12 protein-coding genes and 1 pseudogene are annotated in these 18,918 nt (G+C 51.0%); 8 read left to right on the top strand and 5 right to left on the bottom strand.

Translation table 11 applies throughout. The features are described from left to right. Position 1 precedes the first annotated feature (1 nt). From NTX71_10410 to NTX71_10400, 3 genes and pseudogenes are all read right to left on the bottom strand, one after another. Positions 2–472 (bottom strand): annotated as a pseudogene (locus NTX71_10410) (alpha-ketoacid dehydrogenase subunit beta). Positions 473–828: 356 nt separating this feature from the next. Further along, on the bottom strand, positions 829–2,622 hold the full coding sequence (locus NTX71_10405; GenBank protein ID MCX6340307.1) for a hypothetical protein: 1,794 nt from the start codon (positions 2,620–2,622) through the stop codon (positions 829–831). Between the two features lie 311 nt (positions 2,623–2,933). Then, positions 2,934–3,782 (bottom strand): glycosyltransferase family 2 protein, encoded by an 849-nt coding sequence (locus tag NTX71_10400; protein ID MCX6340306.1) that lies wholly within the window; start codon positions 3,780–3,782, stop codon positions 2,934–2,936. Positions 3,783–4,070: 288 nt separating this feature from the next. On the opposite strand from NTX71_10400, the gene NTX71_10395 reads away from it, so the two are divergent. From NTX71_10395 to NTX71_10360, 8 genes are read left to right on the top strand one after another with little or no spacing between them, the layout of a single operon-like run. Then, a complete protein-coding gene (locus NTX71_10395) occupies positions 4,071–5,501 on the top strand; it encodes a radical SAM protein (protein MCX6340305.1) in 1,431 nt (476 codons plus the stop codon). Then, entirely contained in the window at positions 5,498–6,931 is a 1,434-nt protein-coding gene (locus NTX71_10390; protein ID MCX6340304.1) for a radical SAM protein, read from the top strand. Before NTX71_10395 ends, NTX71_10390 begins: the two co-directional genes overlap by 4 nt. Positions 6,932–6,939: 8 nt before the next feature. Further along, complete coding sequence (locus tag NTX71_10385) at positions 6,940–7,659, top strand: class I SAM-dependent methyltransferase (GenBank protein MCX6340303.1); 720 nt, start codon at positions 6,940–6,942, stop codon at positions 7,657–7,659. A 48-nt stretch (positions 7,660–7,707) separates the two neighbouring features. Continuing rightward, positions 7,708–9,207 (top strand): radical SAM protein, encoded by a 1,500-nt coding sequence (locus NTX71_10380; GenBank protein ID MCX6340302.1) that lies wholly within the window; start codon positions 7,708–7,710, stop codon positions 9,205–9,207. A 34-nt stretch (positions 9,208–9,241) separates the two neighbouring features. Continuing rightward, entirely contained in the window at positions 9,242–10,597 is a 1,356-nt protein-coding gene (locus tag NTX71_10375; protein MCX6340301.1) for a radical SAM protein, read from the top strand. 25 nt (positions 10,598–10,622) lie between these two features. Next, positions 10,623–11,372: a glycosyltransferase family 2 protein gene (locus NTX71_10370; GenBank protein ID MCX6340300.1), complete on the top strand. Its 750-nt coding sequence runs from the start codon at positions 10,623–10,625 to the stop codon at positions 11,370–11,372. After that, complete coding sequence (locus NTX71_10365) at positions 11,369–12,787, top strand: radical SAM protein (GenBank protein ID MCX6340299.1); 1,419 nt, start codon at positions 11,369–11,371, stop codon at positions 12,785–12,787. Before NTX71_10370 ends, NTX71_10365 begins: the two co-directional genes overlap by 4 nt. Positions 12,788–12,797: 10 nt before the next feature. Further along, positions 12,798–14,915 carry a glycosyltransferase family 39 protein gene (locus NTX71_10360; protein ID MCX6340298.1) on the top strand — a complete coding sequence of 706 codons (2,118 nt, stop codon included), beginning with the start codon at positions 12,798–12,800 and terminating at the stop codon, positions 14,913–14,915. A 24-nt stretch (positions 14,916–14,939) separates the two neighbouring features. Here the strand turns inward: NTX71_10360 and NTX71_10355 are convergent, their stop codons facing one another. Beyond that, entirely contained in the window at positions 14,940–16,703 is a 1,764-nt protein-coding gene (locus NTX71_10355; GenBank protein ID MCX6340297.1) for a hypothetical protein, read from the bottom strand. A 604-nt stretch (positions 16,704–17,307) separates the two neighbouring features. After that, positions 17,308–18,729, bottom strand: a complete 1,422-nt coding sequence (locus tag NTX71_10350; protein ID MCX6340296.1) for a radical SAM protein — start codon at positions 18,727–18,729, stop codon at positions 17,308–17,310. Positions 18,730–18,918 lie beyond the last annotated feature (189 nt).

Below are 18,918 nucleotides of genomic sequence, written 5' to 3'. Positions count from 1 at the left end.
GCTAAAAGGGGCCGTGGAACTGCTTTTCGGGCAATCCGTCGCAAGCGCTTGGGGGGCCTTCCTCGAGAAGCTTTTCACGGCTCTTGCCCGACACAATCTCCCTCACCGCCAAGGCAATCTCCGCCGGCCCCGGGTAAGCCAGCTTCTCGATGGCGCAGCTCGTCGGCATGGGGACGTCCGCGAGGCACACCCTTCTCACGGGGGCCCGGAGTTCTGCAAAGCAGTCCTCCGCGGCCAGAGCAGCGATCTCCGCGGAAAAACCGCAGTTCTTCCAGCCCGTGTCTGCGACGATTAGCCGTCCGGTCTTTCTCACCGAGATGCGTATCACGTCCCTATCCAGGGGGACGAGCGAGCGCGGATCCACAATCTCCACCTCTATCCCCTCCCGCGCCAGGATCTCGGCGGCCCTCAACGACTCGTACACCATGTACGATGTGGCGACGATGGTGGCATCTTTACCCTTTCTCCTGACAGCGGCTTTCCCGAGGGGGACCGTGTAAGGCTCCTCCGGAACCTCCCCCGTGTGGTCGTAAAACTAGTGTCTTGTCACGGAAATTCCTAGCATATGTCTGTCATCGCGAGCGAAAGCGAAGCGATCTCAACATATTGGCAATCATGAGATTGCTTCGTCGCTACGCTCCTCGCAATGGCAGGACTTTTGAATGCTACTTCCGAGACACCACACTAGCACTTAATGGAATGTTTATGCGCAAAAAGATGTATAGTGGTATAAAAAATAAGGCTAGTATGAAGAAACGTCAACAAAATAATCTTATTATGAAGTTAGCAAATCGAAAAGTCTTAAAATTCATGATAGTAGCCTCACGCCTACCCGCTGATGGGGGCATATTTCGGGATCGCGTGTATTCCGGCAATGGTGCGCTCAAAATCAATCCCTATCGTTTCGCAATACCAGAGAATGGAATCAAATCTTGGCCTATTTTCCTTTCTGACAATTTCGAACGCCTCGGTCCGTGTGAGCATCCCCTCGCGTACCTGGTTGCTCCGAAAGGTGTCGTTTTCGGTGAAACCGGCCACTGTATAATAGATATAATTGTAAAAAGCGGCAGTGCCGTCTCCTATACGCCATGTGGTCGGCGTATCGGGGGCGACCTCCCAGTGATATTGTTCCTTGATGATCGAGGTCACCGTCTTCTCATCCCACGGAATGTAGTTAAATAGAAAAACATAATCGTGCTGGATGCCGTAGGTTGAAATGAAGGCGAACATCGTATCGAAGAGTGACCGGTTTAAGTACCTGGGATTCAGCAGAAACTGCCGTACATAATACGCGGCGAGCTTAGCCTTTCTCATGAGAGATATGTCGGCGTAACTCCTCTTCCTGTCCTCCCGCACACCGCAGAACCCCAGCTTGAAATCCGTCCGCTCGAGCGGGTTCTCCGCATAGATCGCGAGCCTGATTCCTGTACGCCGCTTGAGCTTGTTCAAGTAGTGGAAATACTGCTTATCGCCCGCCATGAAGAGGGGGATTACGCCCAGATCGGGTCTTTTCAACCATGCTTCAACATTCTTCCTGATATATCGTCTCTTCTTGGCGATATCCGCGGATACCAAGATATGCTCGATTCCCAACTTGCCGCAGATACGCGATATATTTCTTCTCGCCAGATCCGTCACCATACCCCAGTCATAGGTATATGCGATCGGATTCATACCGAGCACGTTCTTCACATAGTGGAGGCTATAGGTGCTGTCCCGCCCGCCGCTGATAGATACAATGCACTCCGGCTCGCCATCTGTCCGGCGATACGGCTTCACGGCCTCAAGCAATACCTCGTGCCCCCGCACCTGAATCTTTTTATAGCCTCTGCAGTAGTTGCACACTCCCTCATCGTCGAATGTGATGAACGGCATCGTCTCCGGAAGGATGCACCTGGTGCAGCGCCTCAAACGGGCGATGGCCTCCTCGTTCGCCCTGGAAAGCGCCTCAAACTCCTTCACCGCGGCAGGGGTGGCGCGCCCGCGCATCACCCGCGGCGCCTCTCTCCGTGCGGATTCGGGGATATGATCGACGATAGTCCTCGACCCTGTCGTGCAACGGGATATGGTAAGGCCACCCCGGGGTAGAGGCTGCCGGAGGGGGAACTCTCCCTGCGCGAGATCGATCAGACTCACGCAGTATCCAAACCCCGGCTTGAGCTGCATGATGTCTGCCTCGCTAAAGAATCCTCTTGCGAAACGCTGCTTCATGAGCCGGGAGAGTATGTACCGTTCCGAGGCAAAGACCATCGCGGTGCGGGATCGGTTACAGCAGATATAGAGTGAGCCCGTATTGGTCGCCATTACAATACAATCGGTGTCGGCAAATCCAAGTGCAACCGATGCGGCCCCCTCGATAAGCCCGAATGCCTCCCCCACCGCCTCTTGGACTGACTTTCCTTCCTTGCGGAACATTTCAATAAGGCGCAGCAGCACCTCCGTGTCAACTTCGTATTCCCTCCTGAGCGAAGGGAATCGCGTAAAAAGCTCACCCGCATTGACAATTATCCCGTTGTGAATTCCTACAATCCCGCCCGCGACAATCGGCTGGTTATTATGGTGAGTTTCCTGCGAACCATTCGTGACAAGCCTGGAGTGGCCGATAAGAGTGAGCGCGCGCAAAGGCCCGCTGCCTGAAAAATCAGTTAGGACTCGTTCGGTGAGTCTCTTGTACTGTTGAGTCCTTATCAAACGGGAGGGGGGAATTGCATCCTTGAAGACATCTACGCGGTTGCCTGAAAATACCGCAAGCCCCGCTGCTTCTTTGCCTCTTGATTCGGAAAATCTAAAAAGCGTACTCACCGCATTTGAAATGGCGCGAGGCGAAAAGCCGGAATCACTACGGATAGATATCCCAAATATTCCGCACATGCGTTCCTCTCATAGAAACGGGATGGTTCCCATGATCAGTATGTTCAATAGATGAGGGGCTGCTACTTGATCTGGCGCCGTATACACGCAATCTGGTCAGCGAGGATTCCAAAGAGTAGCACGATAATGCCGGCAAGGGTGGACAGCACTGCCCCACTCGCAATATGCGCAATAGTAAAAATCGAACACAGCCCGTAGATGATGCCCACGGCAATCAGGAGACCTCCGACAGGGGCGAAAATCTTCAACGGGTTGAAGAGCGCCGTGATGCGGGCAATGAGTAAAAGTGTCTGGGCGCCATCGCGCAGATACCTGACCTCGCTCCTTCCCGAATCTCTCGCCTTCACGCCGCACGGGATATAACCGACACTCAGCCCTTCCTTGAAATATGCGAGTGTTATCGTCGTGGAGAATGAAAAGCCGTTGGGGAGTATCTGGAAGAATCTCCTGACATTCTCCCTGTGGAAGCATCGGAAGCCGCTATTGAGATCGGGGATCCGGTGACCTATGAGATAATTGGCGACCACGGCGAGGATCCATTTGCCCGGCATGCGGCGGATGCTGGCGGCCCTGCTTCCGCTCCTGTCCGCCACGACCATGTCATAGATTGAAATTTGATCGAGCAGCCGCGGCACATCGCGAGTCTCATACTGGGCGTCCGCATCGAATGTTACGATGACATCGTGTGCGGCCTCTATAATCCCGGTCTTGAGTGCGGCGCCATATCCCTTATTGTAGGGATGCTTTAACACGTCCGCGCCGGCTTCGCGCGCCCGCGCGGAGGTGCTGTCGCGCGAGCCATCATCCACGACGAGGATCTGGTAGTCCTGACCGAGCTTCTTAAGCTCGGCAACAGTCCTGCCGATCGTCCCCTCTTCGTTATATGCCGGAACTATTATGGAGGCATTCATGCGGGCTTGAACCCCATGGTACAAGTATATCACACAGAGCAGCAGTATACGCAATAAACCAGAAATGGCGGATAATGTAGGGGGCGGATTCATCCGACCCGCGTTACGGGCTTGATAAATCAAGCCCGTACAGGGAGAAGTACTTCTGATTACATTTCACCCATCAGGTGAACGTTTCAATCTGTTATCCGCCATTTCGGGATAAAGCGTGGCGGCGATTGGTACCAATCGCGAATGCATGGGAGATATGCTAGAATTATACATGAATTACATAATTCTCCTGACCATATGAATATCAAACGGGCATTGTTGATATACCCACCGACCGGCCTCTATGATCGTTTTGATCGCTGCCAGGCGCCGATCGAGAGCGAGGCGGTCTTTATGATCCGCCCCCCCATGGACCTCGCGTACATGGCGGCGGCGCTTGAGCGGGCCGGCGTGGAGTGCACAATCAAAGACTACCCTGCAGAGAAAAAGGGCTGGAGCGAATTTGAGCGGGATTTGAAACAATTAGCTCCCGACCTGCTCATCGCGAGCACGGTCGCCCCTACATTCGATAAAGACTGCCGGGCCTTTGCAATTGCCAAATGTACTGACCCCCGCATAATGACCATTGCAAAGGGCGTCATCTCAGCGGACAAGGGCAAGATAGAAATGGCCCGCCACCCAGAGATAGATATACTTATCCGTGGAGAACCGGAGTTCATAATCACAGAAATAGCCCCGGGCCGAGACCTAAGCCAGGTCAATGGGATCACCTACCGCAAAGGCCAGCAGATCATCGTCAACCCCGATCGACCCGGTCTGGAGAACCTCGACGAGCTTCCTTTCCCTGCGCGGCACCTGCTCAAGAATAATCTCTACCTCATGCCCGATACCCGAAAGAGAATGGGACTCATCCTTACCAGTAAGGGATGCCCCTTCGAGTGTATATTCTGCCTCGTGCCCAACCTCTACGGGAGAAACGTTGTTTTTCGCAGCCCGGCGTCGCTCGTTGACGAGATCGAGCAGTGTGTCAGTAAATACGACATACGGGATTTCTGGTTCAGGGCGGACACCTTCACACTCAAGAAGCCTTGGGTCGTCGAGGTGTGCCGGAGAATCATCGAGAAGAATCTCCGGATCCGCTGGGCGACGAACAGCCGTGTGGACACGATCGACGACGAGAGGCTCGACTGGATGAAAAGGGCAGGTTGTTTCGCCATCGGATTCGGCATTGAGTCCGGCAGCCAGGCGATTCTCGATATGATGAAGAAAGGTATCACGCTCGATCAGTGCCGCGAGGCCGTCAGGCTGTGCAAAGAGAAGGAGATTCTCACCTACCTCTTTTTCATGATCGGCCTGCCATGGGAGACGAGGGAGACAGTGCGTCAGACCGTTGCATTTGCGAAGGAGCTCGATGGGGACATATCCAACTTCAGCATTGCCTGTCCGTTCCCCGGCTCAGAGCTCCATAAGATCGCTGTTGAGAACAGGCTCATAGACAAGAGATCTGCCGTGAGAGGAGATTATTCCACCCCTTCTATGGGGACACTGTACCTTTCTGCTGGAGAGGTCGCCCGCCTCGAGAAATGGGCAAATAGGAAGCTCCTCCTGCGCCCGATCCACACCATCAGGGTTTTTAAGAAACTCAAATCCGTCCCCATGATGATCACCTACGCCACGGCGGGCTTGAGAATGCTTCGCTATTCTTTTACGAGTTCGAGGCGCCCATGAACGTCCTCTTCATATCAGATGCAGCGCGGAACTATTCCGTGGGCGGCTTTGAACCGCTGGGGATCATGTACTTATCGACGCCCCTCTCACAAGCGGGGCACCGCGTGGATATCTGTGGTGCAACCGATAGAGAGATAAAAAGGCACCTCGCCGGAGCAAGCCCCGATATCATCGCCTACAGCATCACCACCGGAGCGCACGAGCTTTTCCTGAGAATCAACCGGGAAATTAAAAACGCCCACCGCGTCTTCTCCGTCTTCGGCGGCCCCCATCCCACATTTTTCCCAGCTATGATTGATGAGGAAGGCGTTGATGCCATATGCGTCGGAGAGGGAGAGGAGGCGTTTGTCGAGCTCGCCGACAAACTCCAGAGAGGCGACGATATCACCACTGTCAGAAATTTCCATATCAAGCGGGATAAGACGATCTACCGCAATGATGTGAGGCCTCTCATCGAAGACCTGGACAGCATACCCTTCCCGGATCGGGAGCTCTTTTACTCATATCCCACGGCGCGCTCCTCAAAGATGAAAACGTTCATCGCTTCCCGCGGATGCATGCACAGATGCTCCTACTGCTTCAATCATCTCTATAACAGGATCTACCAGGGGAAAGGCAAGGTCATCCGATTCAGGAGCCCCGACAATGTCGTGAATGAGATTGCACAGGTCAAGGAGCGGTATCCTCTCGAATTTGTGCTGTTCCATGACTCCTCTCTTGTCTTCAGCAAAGAATGGCTCAAGGAATTCAGTCTTAAATTCAAGAAGCAGATCGGTCTGCCCTTCAACTGCAATATCCGTCCGGACCAGGTTGCCGAGGAAGAAATCGCATACCTGAAAGATGCCGGCTGTTTCAGCATTGCATGGGCTGCGGAGGCGGGCAATGACTACGTCCGCAATAATGTTCTTCGACGCCCTATCTCCAAAGAAACTTTGCTCACACTCGCACAGAGGCTGCGAAAATACAGGATCAATTTCATTATCCAGAACATGCTCGGGATTCCCGGCGAAAGCCTCAAGGAGTGCCTCGAAACATTGAATCTGAATATCCGTTGTCGCCCCGATTACGCATGGGTTTCACTGCTCTCTCCCTATCCGGGGACGGAGATATATGACACCTCTATAAAGATGGGGCTCCTGTCCCCGACAACAACCCAATTCGCAGAAACCTATCATGTGCATTCGCCGCTCAAACTACCCGATAAAAGAAAAATAGAAAACCTGCAAAAGCTCTTTTCACTTATAGTCGCGTTCCCATGGCTGTACAGGATGTCTCTCATCTTGATAAGATTACCCTTTAGTTGGATTTACAACCAGGCGAGGCGATTGCATAAAGCATACTGCCTGAGATACAAGATCTTTTATTACAAGATATCGTTCAGGGAATACCTGCAGCTATCATGGAGAGTTTTCACAAGTAAAGCCGGTTGAGTCTTGGAATGGAACATATCATGAGCACGCGGTCGTCGCACAGGATGCCTGAAATTCTTCTCCACTACCACGGTCTGCCCCTCGCAGCGAGGCTCCACAATAAGATCCGCTATCTCACATGCCCGTTTGACCGTATTGAGCCCCTTGTCCCGGCGGCTGGATCAATCTATGACCTCGGCTGCGGCCACGGTCTCTTCTCGCTCTATCTGGCTCTCACCTCGGCGAGGCGCACGGTAATAGGGTGCGACATATCCGAGGATAAAATATCCATCGCGCGCCAGGCCGCTCGAAATATCCACAACGTCGAATTCAGACATGTAGATATATTGAATTTCGCCCTATTGCCCGCCGAGGCCATTCTCCTTATTGACGTGCTCTATCTTTTCAGTCCGGGAGACCAGGATAGGATCATTGGGGCTTGTTATACGAATTTAAAACCCGGCGGGCTTTTGCTCGTCAAAACCACTGATACATCGCCACGCTGGAAATATGCCTGGGCGTATGCTCAGGAGGTGCTTGCCGTAAAGATTCTGGGCATTACCAACGGACAGAGAGTGCAGTTCCGGAGCCAGGAAGAGTTTGCCAAGATATTCAGCGCTTTACATTTACATGTCCACGTCGAGAGAATAGATAATGGTTATCTGCATCCGCATATTCTCTACGTATGTCGGAAGGAAGGGATCAATGCTCCGCCTGTCGATAGAACGACTTCAGTGTCTGCGACATAATAGCGTGGCAGGGCAACGGGGCTCCCGGTGCCCGCATACCATACTTTTATGAAAATACTGCTTATTTCTTTACAGCCTAATACAGACACGATCGGCCTGAAATATATTCACTCCTACCTGCGGAAGAACGGAGTGGATTCTCACATCCTCTTCCTCCCTTCATTTAATGCGGAAGCTATCCCCGTCATCAAGGATTTCGTTCAGCTATTCACGCCAGGGATAGTGGGCATCAGCCTCATGAGCGACTCTTATGATAAGGCACAGCTCATTTCCTCCGAGATCAAGAAGGCGTTTCCTCAAATCTGCATTGTGTGGGGGGGGATACACCCCTCTATAGCCCCGGAAGAATGTCTGAACTCTGCGGACTACGTTTTTATCGGCGAATCAGAGGTTTCCTTTCTGGAATTCGCAACTGCGCTGGACGCGCGGCGCTCCCCACGCGCTGTCTTAAACCTGGCCTTCAGGGAATCAGGCAGGGTTGTAATCAACGCATTGAGACCGCTCAATAATGACCTCGACGTATTTCCCTTTCCCGAGCATCACCCTGAAAAAAGCTTTATTCTGCACCGCAATAGAATTGTCCCGATGGACAACGATCTTTTCAAGAAATATTCCAGATTTTCAGGCAGATTTTACAGTCTGATAACAATCAGGGGATGTCCGTTTTCATGCTCCTATTGCTGCAATTCTTTCCTTGCCAAACTCTATGGAGTTCATCGCGTGCGAGAGAGGAGAGTGGACAATGTCATTGAAGAGCTCTCATGCGCCATCAAATTGTATCCAGACATCGTGTATGTGATCATCCATGATGATGATTTTTTCGCACATGGCAGCAACTGGATTAAAGATTTTGCCGAGAAGTATCAGGAACAGATACGCACAAGATTCATCTGCTGTGGCACACCCAACACCATTACCGAAGAAAAGATCCGCCTGCTGAAGGCGAGCGGTCTTTCGTGGATTTTTATCGGCTTGCAGTCCGGTTCGGAACGGACCAAGAAGGATATCTATCTGCGCTCCGTTCCTAATGAAAAGCTATTGCGCGCAGCCCACCTCACCAATAAATACACCATCGCCGCACTGTACGATATCATATTGGATAATCCATTTGAGACTGAAGAAGATATTCTTGAAACCATCAATCTCATTTTAAAAATCCCCAGACCTTTTCAATTTCAGCTCTACTCGCTCACTTTCTATCAGGGCACTGAAATTTACGCTCACGCCGTAGCCGATAATCTTCCCATTGAAAACCCCTGCTCAAAAAACTACTTCAAATACAAACACATTCTCCTCAATAAAATCATCAGGATGTGTCCACTCCTGCCGAAATCGCTTATTGCTTTTCTTGTCGCACACCGTCACCGCCCCGCGGTGGCGCTCATGACCACATGCCTTTACCCCTTTATCGTTGCGATTATCGAGCCAGTCACGTGGCTCAGATTGATACTCTTCTCGTTTGATTACAGGATAATTCCAGCAATGGACATGATCGGCGCTTTTGCGCGAACGGGCTTCAGTAAGCTCATCCTGAGAAGGGCAGCCTAAAGGCGCCCGACTCCGGCTAAAAAATACTTTTACTATGACCTCCCGAATATTATTGATCGCCCAGGCGCCGCGGGATCCGCGCCTGTTCATCAATCGCCTTCCTCCCATCGGCATCCTTGGCATCGCATCCTATCTTGAATCAAAAGGCATCCCCGCCACTGTAACGGATTGTCATATTGAACAGCTGCGTGAGCGCGATATCGCTGATGCAGACATCATCGGATTGAGCATCAACATATCCAACGTAGAACAATCTCTTCACATTGCCAGGAATGTCAAACATGCGTGGCCTAAAAAATTGATCGTTACAGGAGGCCCGCTCTCTATCTCCATTCCCCGCAGGCTCATTCAGGAAAGCTGCATCGATGCAGTCGCAGTGGGTGAAGGGGAAGAAATTATGTACGAACTGGCATCGGGCGCGCCATGGGCCGAGGTGAAGGGCCTTTGCTTTAAAGACAGGTCAGGCGAGATTATCTGTACCGGGCCGAGGGAGTTCATCAAGGATCTCGACAGCCTTCCCTTCTCCGCGCTGGACAAGGTGGATATCACCCGTTACTACTCACCAGTGAAGAGAGCACTGCCCATTTCAAGCCTGATTACCTCGCGCGGTTGTCCTTATGGGTGCATTTATTGTTTCAAAACCATGGGGAATCGGTGGCGGGCGCGCTCGGTCCAGAATGTGGTCAATGAAATAGAATGGCAGGTATGCGATCTCGGTGTGAAGGAAATCTGTATCTATGATGATAATTTCACCATGGATATCCAGCGCACCGAAGAAATTTGTGACGAGATACTGCGTAGAAAAATCAAGGTGCACCTCCAGCTCACCAACGGTATCCGGGTGGATCGCATAACCCGCGACACGGTGAAGAAGCTCAAGGCCGCCGGGGTCTGGATTGTAGGGGTGGCGCCTGAGAGCGGCAATGTAGAGACTTTGCAGAGGATTAAAAAAGGTTTCGATCTAGAAAAGGTGAAGCAGGTGGTGCGCTGGTGTAAGGAAGAAGGACTCTCTACCTACTCCTTCTTCATGCTCGGATTCCCCTGGGAGCAAAGGATTCATATTGAGGACACCATACACTATGCAGTGGGGCTCGACACTGAGCTGACTCAATTTTCACGAGTAACTGCCTTTCCCGGCACTGTGCTCTATGATATACTGTCCGGCGAGGGTGCAATTCGTGAATTCCCTCTGCGGGACGGGGGTCTCTTCTACGGCGGTATTGCGCACACAGTAAAAGGCGTCAGCGATGTTGATCTCCGCCACCTGATCAAACATGCCTACCGCAGAACATATATGCGCCCGAAAAAACTGCTACGATTACTGCGCATGCTTTCGCTGAGAGACCTTTGGAATCTGTTCTGCTATTCGCTCAAAACAAGAAGCGTATAGTTATAGAGGGAGTACTCGCACGTATATGAATCACTACAGCATCTCCATAGTGTTTCCAATGTTTAACGAGAGGGACTATGTGAAAAAAACAGTCAGCCTCGCCACGCGCACACTGGACACAATTACGGACGACTACGAGATCATCATCGTTGATGACGCGAGTACCGATGGCTGTGGTGAAATTGCGGATCGCATGGCCAGGGAAAGCTCCAGGATCAGGGTTCTGCATCACAAGGTAAACTCCAAACTGGGGACCACTCTGAGGACAGGCTTTGCGTGCGCGAAAAAGGAGATCGTCATCTACAGCGACATGGACTTACCATTCGACCTGGAGGAAATTAAAAGGGCGATGAGGATCATGGAGTTCACCAACTGTGATATTGTAACCGCCTACCGCCACGACCGAACAAGTGAAGGCGTGCTCAGGACCGTTTACTCGGCAGCGTACAATATTCTCATAAGAATCCTCTTCGGAGTGCGCATCCGGGATATTAACTTTTCCTTCAAGCTCATCAAAAGGCAGGTTTTCGACTCCATTGAACTGGAATCCAATGGGTCTCTCATCGACGCTGAGTTGATCATACGGGCAATTCGTGCGGGTTATCGCGTATCACAATTTGGCATAGACTATTTCCCGAGATCCAGAGGCACATCGACCCTCTCCGGTCCGTGGGTAATTCTCGCGATCCTCAAAGAGATGATCGCGTTCCGACTAAAACTTTTCAGGCGCAGCAAGGTTGAACCACACTCGCTGCACACTCTCCCTCCGGAATGAACAAGATCCTTTTCCTGAATCCTCCGCTCACCATTCAAGAACGATACGGCTCGCTGGCATCCGCAGGAGCGATGGAACCCCCGCACGGTCTCACCTACCTCGCGAGCGTGTTGCGGGAAAAAGGACGGGATGTGTGTATCCTGGATGCGGAGGCGCTGCGGCTCAGCGAGCGAGAGACTATTGAGAAGATTGCATCTCTGGCACCGGATATCCTCGCATGCACCGCCGTCACTCTTTCGATACAGCGCGCGGCCACGATCGCCGCGGCAGTGAAGGAGAAACGCCCCAACATCACAACAATTGTAGGTGGCGTGCACCTCACTTCCCAACCACGGGAAACGATGCACCTCTTTCCCGGCTTTGATTACGGTGTCGTCGGCGAGGGCGAGCACACACTCACTGAGCTCGTGTCCGCCCTTGCAGATAATGTGGACACGAGCAGGATACAGGGAATCGTATCAAGGGATGGAGATCTCCTGCGTCAAGCCTCGCCGCGGCCGTTCATCAAGGAACTCGATGCTCTTCCCTTGCCCGCATGGGATCTCCTACCTCCCCTCGCACGCTACTACTACCTTGCACCACAGAGTGTTCGGAATACCCCCTCAACCTCGCTCATCACGTCGCGCGGCTGCACCGGCCGCTGCATCTTCTGTGATACCGGTGTTTTTAAGAATGTGTGCAGGGCTCACAGCGCTGAATACATCATCGACATGATCCGCACGCTCTATCACCGATTCGGCATCCGAGAGATTCTCTTTGAAGACGATAATTTCATGATCTTCCGCCGCCGCCTGCAGAAGCTTACGGAACTGCTACTCAGGGAGGCGCCCGCCATAAGCTGGAGCTGCCTGGCCCGGGCCGATATGATGCCCGACCGTCCGGCACTCAACGCCATGATGAGGGCGGGCTGCTGGCAGATACTCATCGGCATTGAATCCGGTTGCCAGGAGATTCTCGATTTCGAGAAGAAGGGTATTACACTTGAGCAGATAGAAGATGCAGTGCACCGCGCCCGTGACTGTGGAATGAAGACAAAGGGATTTCTCATGGTGGGGCATCCGATGGAAACAGCGGAAACTATCGAGAGGACATTGCAGTTTGTTACAGGCATCCCTCTGGATGACATCAGCGTGACATTCTTTACCGTATTCCCTGGAGCACCGATCTGGAAAGAGGCCCCGCGCTACGGTAGGGTGATCGCGGATTTCAACAAAATGAGCGTCTTCCACCCCACATTCGTCCCTGAGGGCTTTACAGTCGAGAAGCTCGACCAGTGCGCGCGGCATGTTTTGAAGAGATTTTACCTCAGACCACGTATTATCCTATCATATCTGAGGAGAATCAGGAGCTGGCGACAATTAGTGGCTCTTCTCAGAGGAGCGTTTGCCCTGATGAAACACCTTTGCCGGGCATAGGAGGAGGACTGTGCTTCTGTTTTTTCTATTCTTCGCCATGGACATCATGGCCGGGTACCTCTTCCTGCTCTGTATCATCGGAAGGGGAGCAGAATTCAGAGACAGGAGAGAGCTTTTCATCTTCTCATTCCCTTCGGGGGCCGCCCTCATCACCCTGATCCTCTTTACGGCTAACCAGGGGGTCAGTCTCGTTCTCAATCGTAATTCGCTGTTCCTCTGCCTCGTTACTCTCACACTTCTCATGACACTACTTCTTTATTTTCGCTCTGGTAGCTATCCGGCCTCCCCGCTCCGAAGGAAAGAGAAGTTCCCTTCCCGCAAGTCTCATTTTTACCAGCGGCTCTGTTCGGTGTTCATACTATCCACGTTCATTGTATTCTTTATCTATAAGATTATGGCCCCGATATACTTCTGGGATGTGTGGAGCTACCATCTGCCAATCGCGGAAAAGATACTCCGTAGCGGGAACCTGCCAACCGACGTGAGCCTCAGCAGTGCCGAACTCGCCAATGCCTATCCGTCATTCATTCCAATACTCTACGGTATAGAAAATATCCTGTTCGGCTACCCCCACTACTGGCTGATCAAGCTGTTTTCATTCATCTTCGCGGCTCTCTCCTGTTCGCTCGTCTACCGAATCTCCCGAATCGGCCTGGTTCACGACCGCGAAAGCGCCCTGAGCGCCGTTATCATATGTCTCTCGATGGAGATGTTCCTTTTCTACAGCGTCTTCGCCAGTTCTACTATCGTAATGAATTTCTTCTGCCTCGGCGCCATATACTTTCTCGCACGCTTTCATCTCAGCGGTGACGAGCGATGCCTTTACCTCATCGGCGTTAACCTCGGATTTGCCTACTGGGTTGAATACCCTGGCGCACTTTTCGCCGCGGTTTTTCTGTTCGCCCTCTTCGCGATGAGCATGATTCCGTCTGGAAGAAAAGATGTCACTCCGCTGCGGCTAGGCGTGCGAGGATTCACCAAGATATGCTTGCCCGCCTTCTGCATTGTCCTGCCCCACCTGGCGCGGAATCTCCTACTCTTCGGCAATCCTATATATCCCGCCCTCGCCGACATACTGGGAGGAAAGAACATAGATGCATGGGCGATACAGCATTCAACTAATTTGCCGGGTTTGCAGGGATTCGCGCTCTGGTTCGACCTGCTGCACTGGGGCTTTCTCGCGCCCCTGTTCTTCATACTGTACCTCTTTCGGAGTAAATGGTGGAAATCACCCCTTGAACTATTCATCGTGGCGTTATACTTCGCCTATTATATTGCCTATCTTTTGATTCTTCGATATCCCCCCAGCGCGGGGGATTCGTCAAAATTCCTGCTGCCAATCCTCTGTCTCGCCGCAGTTCTCGGAGGCTCCGTGATGAGAGATATGTTTACCAGGGGGTTGCGCATCTCTGAAACCGTGGCACTCATTGTTCTTCTGATGGCGTGGCAGATCGTGAGCTGCCGTAGTGAACTGCTCCTGGATACCGATCACTACTGGCCGATTGCTGACATAGCCTCCTGGCACTCATGGCTCAGATTCCTTAACGGAGCGATATTTGACTTTTATCAGACGGGCCTGATCGTCGTCGTCATCCTCTGCTACATCCTCAACACCGCGAGGCTCTCTACATGGATCAAGGAAAACCTCCTCGCAGTCGGGATGGTTATCTTCATGGGCCAGGTGTTTCAGCAGATCGCGTTCCCACTCATCTGGCATATCGATAGAGCGCACAAAGATCCGAGCTACCACTACATCGAATATATCAATCCCCGGTGGCTCCAGCCGGAGGGTGAGTGGATGGAAAAGAATCTGCCACGGGATGCAGTGCTCTTCTCTTTTGACTCGCGATTCTACATCATACCGAGAAGGATTGTTCCCGCCGACTCGTACCAGTCGAAGGAACTGTATCAGGCGAAATCCGTCGATGAAGCGGTGCGAATTTTGAAGATGCACGGCATCACGCACATCCATCTCAACGAAACTGCGTATACTCATCCGCTCTATCAGGAATTGCCTATTTTGAGGTACCTTGACGACCCTCGCTATTTTTCCCTCGCGTATTCATCACGAGAAAGGGCATCTGTTCCCAGAGGATGCCCGGGAATCAGAATATACAAATTATTATAATATTCTCCACCCCCTACAGTGGTCCTAGTGGCAATGAATCGGGGGCCAATACATTCGCGTGCCAAAGGGATCACGGCTACCTGCGAGGAATGATTCTCTCTCTGTGATTTTATCGGCTATGCTACGCACGGTTCTCTCTTGATCAGGCAGGGCCGAGAAATATTGCCCAATAGCGTATGCCAGATGATTCTTATTTTTCAGTGGAATAGTATGAATTGCCTCTTCCAATTTTGAAGGGTCGGTTGTCCAGGCAGGCAGCATACGCGCCAGCCCGATGTAACTCAGTTCGGCATCCTTCTCACTGAGACCTTGCGCAAGCTTATCGAGAGATAGTTTCAAATTGTAATTTGTATGACAGAAGACAAAAGCCCCAATTTCTTCTTTGAACAATTGCTGCAGACCAGCGGGGACATGTTTCTGCGCTATATTTATATATGCCTGAAACTTTTTGGGATTGGATATATGAAAATTGTCATCAGTAATTCGATAAAGACAGGTGAGCCAAGCAGCTCCTCGAGCAATATCATTTCTCAACGTGGTTTCTTTTTTAGCAAGGACTCGTTCCATTAGCGGGGTGAAGCGAGACCAGTCGTCCAGATATTGCTCAGTAATACAGCACCCAATCTCCTGGGCAAAATAGCCAGGCTGCTTGGCACCATAGCCCTTCTCTACTGGAACTAAAATGCTATATAAAGAAAAAAGACCAAAACACATTAAAACAACAAGAATAAGAATCCCAAGTGTCTTCGCTACAATATTTCTATATCCAGTAAAATCACATATCATTATCGACTCTGCGATTACAGAGATAGCAATCAAGGGGTTTGAATACCTCAGCCCAAAGGGGCAGGGATTGAGTGACTCCTTGAATCCATAGGCATCATTTAATGCGGAGAGAGCGACAATAAGAACATATATCGGGGGATAGATGGCAACAAACAGATGCATGGCAGATCTGCCTTTTTCATTATCCACTACCAGCCTAAACAGTACCCATATGTAGGCGATTATTCCTGCTGCATAGGCAAATTGATGTAGGAGCATATTACATGGTACCCATGGCTCATAAACAGCAGATAATGTCGGCCCTGCCAATATGAGCGACCTTCTAACAATCTGAGAGATAGTTCTTCCTGGATCATAACCTACAGCACTAAGCTGAGCCAGTGCCTGAGAAAATCGAGATAATACTGGAATATATCCTATAATGAATCCCAGCAACAACAAGGCAGAGTTCTTTATAATCCGACTCGCACCGCCCCTTCTCCACTCCCATAGGCAGAACATTGCAACTATACCTGCCACAATAAAATTGCTCCCCCAAAAAAGAGTTGAAAGACCCATGAGATAGCCTAGAAGTACGACCCATAACATCTGCGACGTTCGATGCACAGAAATCTGAGCATTCCTCCAGATCAGTAGTATCGCAACTACAAAGGTAATAATACATTGGTGAAACGAATTTACCCAGAGTTGATAGTAAATAAATGTGGCCGAGGGAAATAGATAAAGAAGACAGGCGAGTGTAGCTGCTTTTCTACTAATATACCGATCCATAACTACAAAGAGCAACACAAACGTGATAAGTTGCAGCACCAAGAAACTCAATTTAAGAGATAAATACGAACTGCCGAGAACATAATAGGCTGCGATAGTCATAAAGGCCGTGGCAGATTGTCCAGCCCAGAACCACCCATGAGCGAAGTATTGCCGAAGTGGCAAAATTTTGCCGCCTGTAAGAATATCAGCTGCAAGGTTGCCTACAATCAATTCCTCGACGTCATCCATGTAAACCTTCCTGGAAAACAACAGCACAATTATTCGGATCAATGCAAAGAGGGCAGTCCCTATCAGCAAAACCTGATTTTCCGAAAATATATATTTACCCTTAGTCATTTTGTCCTGTACTATAAATCCGATGGCACACGAGACATGTTCTGGATAACGACTCTAAAAACACGGCTACAACTTACAGCATCGGGCGCAGGCGGGGAGAATCGACCTTTTGAGTACATTCCTGAACCGACGATACTTTTCGCTATGCCATATATCTAAAAAAGTGCTTTCGTTCACATTGCCGAGCTTGTAGTAAAAAGACTCACAGGGGCAGACATCGCCGTTGGGATAGATAAAGCTGCTGTTCCAGCAGAAGTAGCACTTCCTCCGGACACCGAATTCGGGCGCATACCACATGGGTATTTCTTCCGCGCCGATGCGCCTCGCATGAGCGTCATTACGTAGACGTTATAGCCGGCAGCCGATAAAGTTCCGCTCAAAACCAGTAGCTCGACAGGATAGTGGAGTTAACCTGTTTTCGATATTTTTGAATAGAAATAATCCCTGACATACAGGCATTTGCCGGGCGGGTTCGGGAGGAGCGCGCTTTGTTTCATCAGTCCCTTCTTCTCACGACGTACGAAAAAAGCGCACTCGTGCCCTTCAAAATCTGTCGAAACTGGCCCACGCTTCTGAGCCGTTTTAGGTATGACGACACAACAGATGGCCTGAAATAGAATTGCCGGTACGACTTCTTTACAAATGATATCAGGTCTTCGGCTGTCAGCCCCGATGGAATAAAGGTGGGCTGGTAAAGGTTCATCCTCTCCCATTGAGGTGTAAACGCGCCGTATTCTCTCGTATGTCCCCACGCTTCGCTGCCGGGTAATGGGGTGAAATAGTGCCAGCTTATATCATCGAGTTTGCTACACTTTAAAAATGCGAGCGTTTCATCCATCGTTTCCTTGTTTTCGCCGAAAAAACCTACAATCATGAGCCCGCGGGTGAGTATACCGCTCTCATGAGTTAATCTGATCGCCTCCTCGATCTGTTCGACGCTTGTTCCCTTTTGCATACGGTCCAGTATCCTCTGGCTGCCAGACTCTATTCCGAAGTTTATCATCGCACATCCAGCCCTCCTCATCAGGGGCAGGAGTTCTTTCGAGACCGTATCTACGGGCGTTTGGCACGCCCAGGTGATACGCAGGTTCTTTTTTATTACCAGCTCGCAGTATTCAATCAGCCGTTTCTGCAAAACCAAGAAGCTATCATCTTCAAAATTAAAGCTTCTTACGCCGAAAATATTGTAAAGATATTCCATCATCTCCACTATGTATCCAGCGGAGTTCCCTCGAACATGCCTCCCGAAAACGGAGCGGTCACAGAAAATACACCGCTTTGGGCATCCACGTGAAGTGATGATGGACGAGGAAGGCCCGGCCGCGATTGAGAAATGCTGCGTGCTATATGCACGCGGGAAATTGGTGAGAAGGGGCCACGCCGGGAATGGAAGGGTGTCGAGGTCGCGGATGAATTCCCTCTTTGGGGTTGTGTTGATCGTGCCATTGTCGCGGAATGCTATGCCGTTGACGGATGAGACGTGTCTCTTGTGTGCAAGGGCGTCCAGCAGCTCACGTAAGGTCTCTTCCCCTTCTCCTATGGCCACTATATCAATGGCATTGCACTCCCGCATCGAATCCTCGGGCATAGCCGTCACATGTGGGCCACCAAAAACAATAAGCGGCCTTGGCGAAACGCGAGATGACACCATCTCAGCGAGTTTCTTGCCGCTGGGGAAGGTTGACGTAAAAGCGGTTATTCCGATCAGTGAGGGCCTGTTTTTCTCAACATGCCGGAGCGTTCCCTCATAATCGAGGCCGAGGGACTGAGCATCAACGATAGAAACCTCATGTCCTTGGTGTTTCACAACAGCGGCAAGAGAACAAAGTCCCATAGGAGGCGAGTAGGATCCCGCAGCAGCAAGCTGGCCATATCTTGCCGAGGGGATTAGGGGCTGGTTCACAAGCATGATGCGCATATACACTATTATACAAGAATCAGCCGAGCTCGACAATATCCCGCATTACCTCATAATAAAAGTACTCCAAATGGATTCGTTGACTCAAAAGTAAAAGGTACTCGAAAATGTGGTGACATATCTCCTAACAAGCTGGTATATCGTTTGTTAGGAGGTGGAGATGATGCCTGGGCTAGACATGAGAACACG

It is taken from the genome of Candidatus Auribacterota bacterium, assembly GCA_026392035.1.
Taxonomy (GTDB): Bacteria; Auribacterota; Tritonobacteria; order UBA1439; family UBA1439; genus JAPLCX01.
The sequence above is the reverse complement of the archived record's forward strand: the minus strand, read 5'-3'. Positions and strand labels throughout refer to the sequence as shown.

What these genes read in the sequence shown, in the direction of transcription:
- NTX71_10400 (MCX6340306.1), bottom strand. Translation starts at nt 3,782, where the DNA reads ATGAATGCCTCCATAATAGTTCCGGCATATAACGAAGAGGGGACGATC.
- NTX71_10395 (MCX6340305.1), top strand. Translation starts at nt 4,071, where the DNA reads ATGAATATCAAACGGGCATTGTTGATATACCCACCGACCGGCCTCTAT.
- NTX71_10390 (MCX6340304.1), top strand. Translation starts at nt 5,498, where the DNA reads ATGAACGTCCTCTTCATATCAGATGCAGCGCGGAACTATTCCGTGGGC.
- NTX71_10385 (MCX6340303.1), top strand. Translation starts at nt 6,940, where the DNA reads ATGGAACATATCATGAGCACGCGGTCGTCGCACAGGATGCCTGAAATT.
- NTX71_10380 (MCX6340302.1), top strand. Translation starts at nt 7,708, where the DNA reads ATGAAAATACTGCTTATTTCTTTACAGCCTAATACAGACACGATCGGC.
- NTX71_10375 (MCX6340301.1), top strand. Translation starts at nt 9,242, where the DNA reads ATGACCTCCCGAATATTATTGATCGCCCAGGCGCCGCGGGATCCGCGC.
- NTX71_10370 (MCX6340300.1), top strand. Translation starts at nt 10,623, where the DNA reads ATGAATCACTACAGCATCTCCATAGTGTTTCCAATGTTTAACGAGAGG.
- NTX71_10365 (MCX6340299.1), top strand. Translation starts at nt 11,369, where the DNA reads ATGAACAAGATCCTTTTCCTGAATCCTCCGCTCACCATTCAAGAACGA.
- NTX71_10355 (MCX6340297.1), bottom strand. Translation starts at nt 16,703, where the DNA reads ATGGATGACGTCGAGGAATTGATTGTAGGCAACCTTGCAGCTGATATT.
- NTX71_10350 (MCX6340296.1), bottom strand. Translation starts at nt 18,729, where the DNA reads ATGCGCATCATGCTTGTGAACCAGCCCCTAATCCCCTCGGCAAGATAT.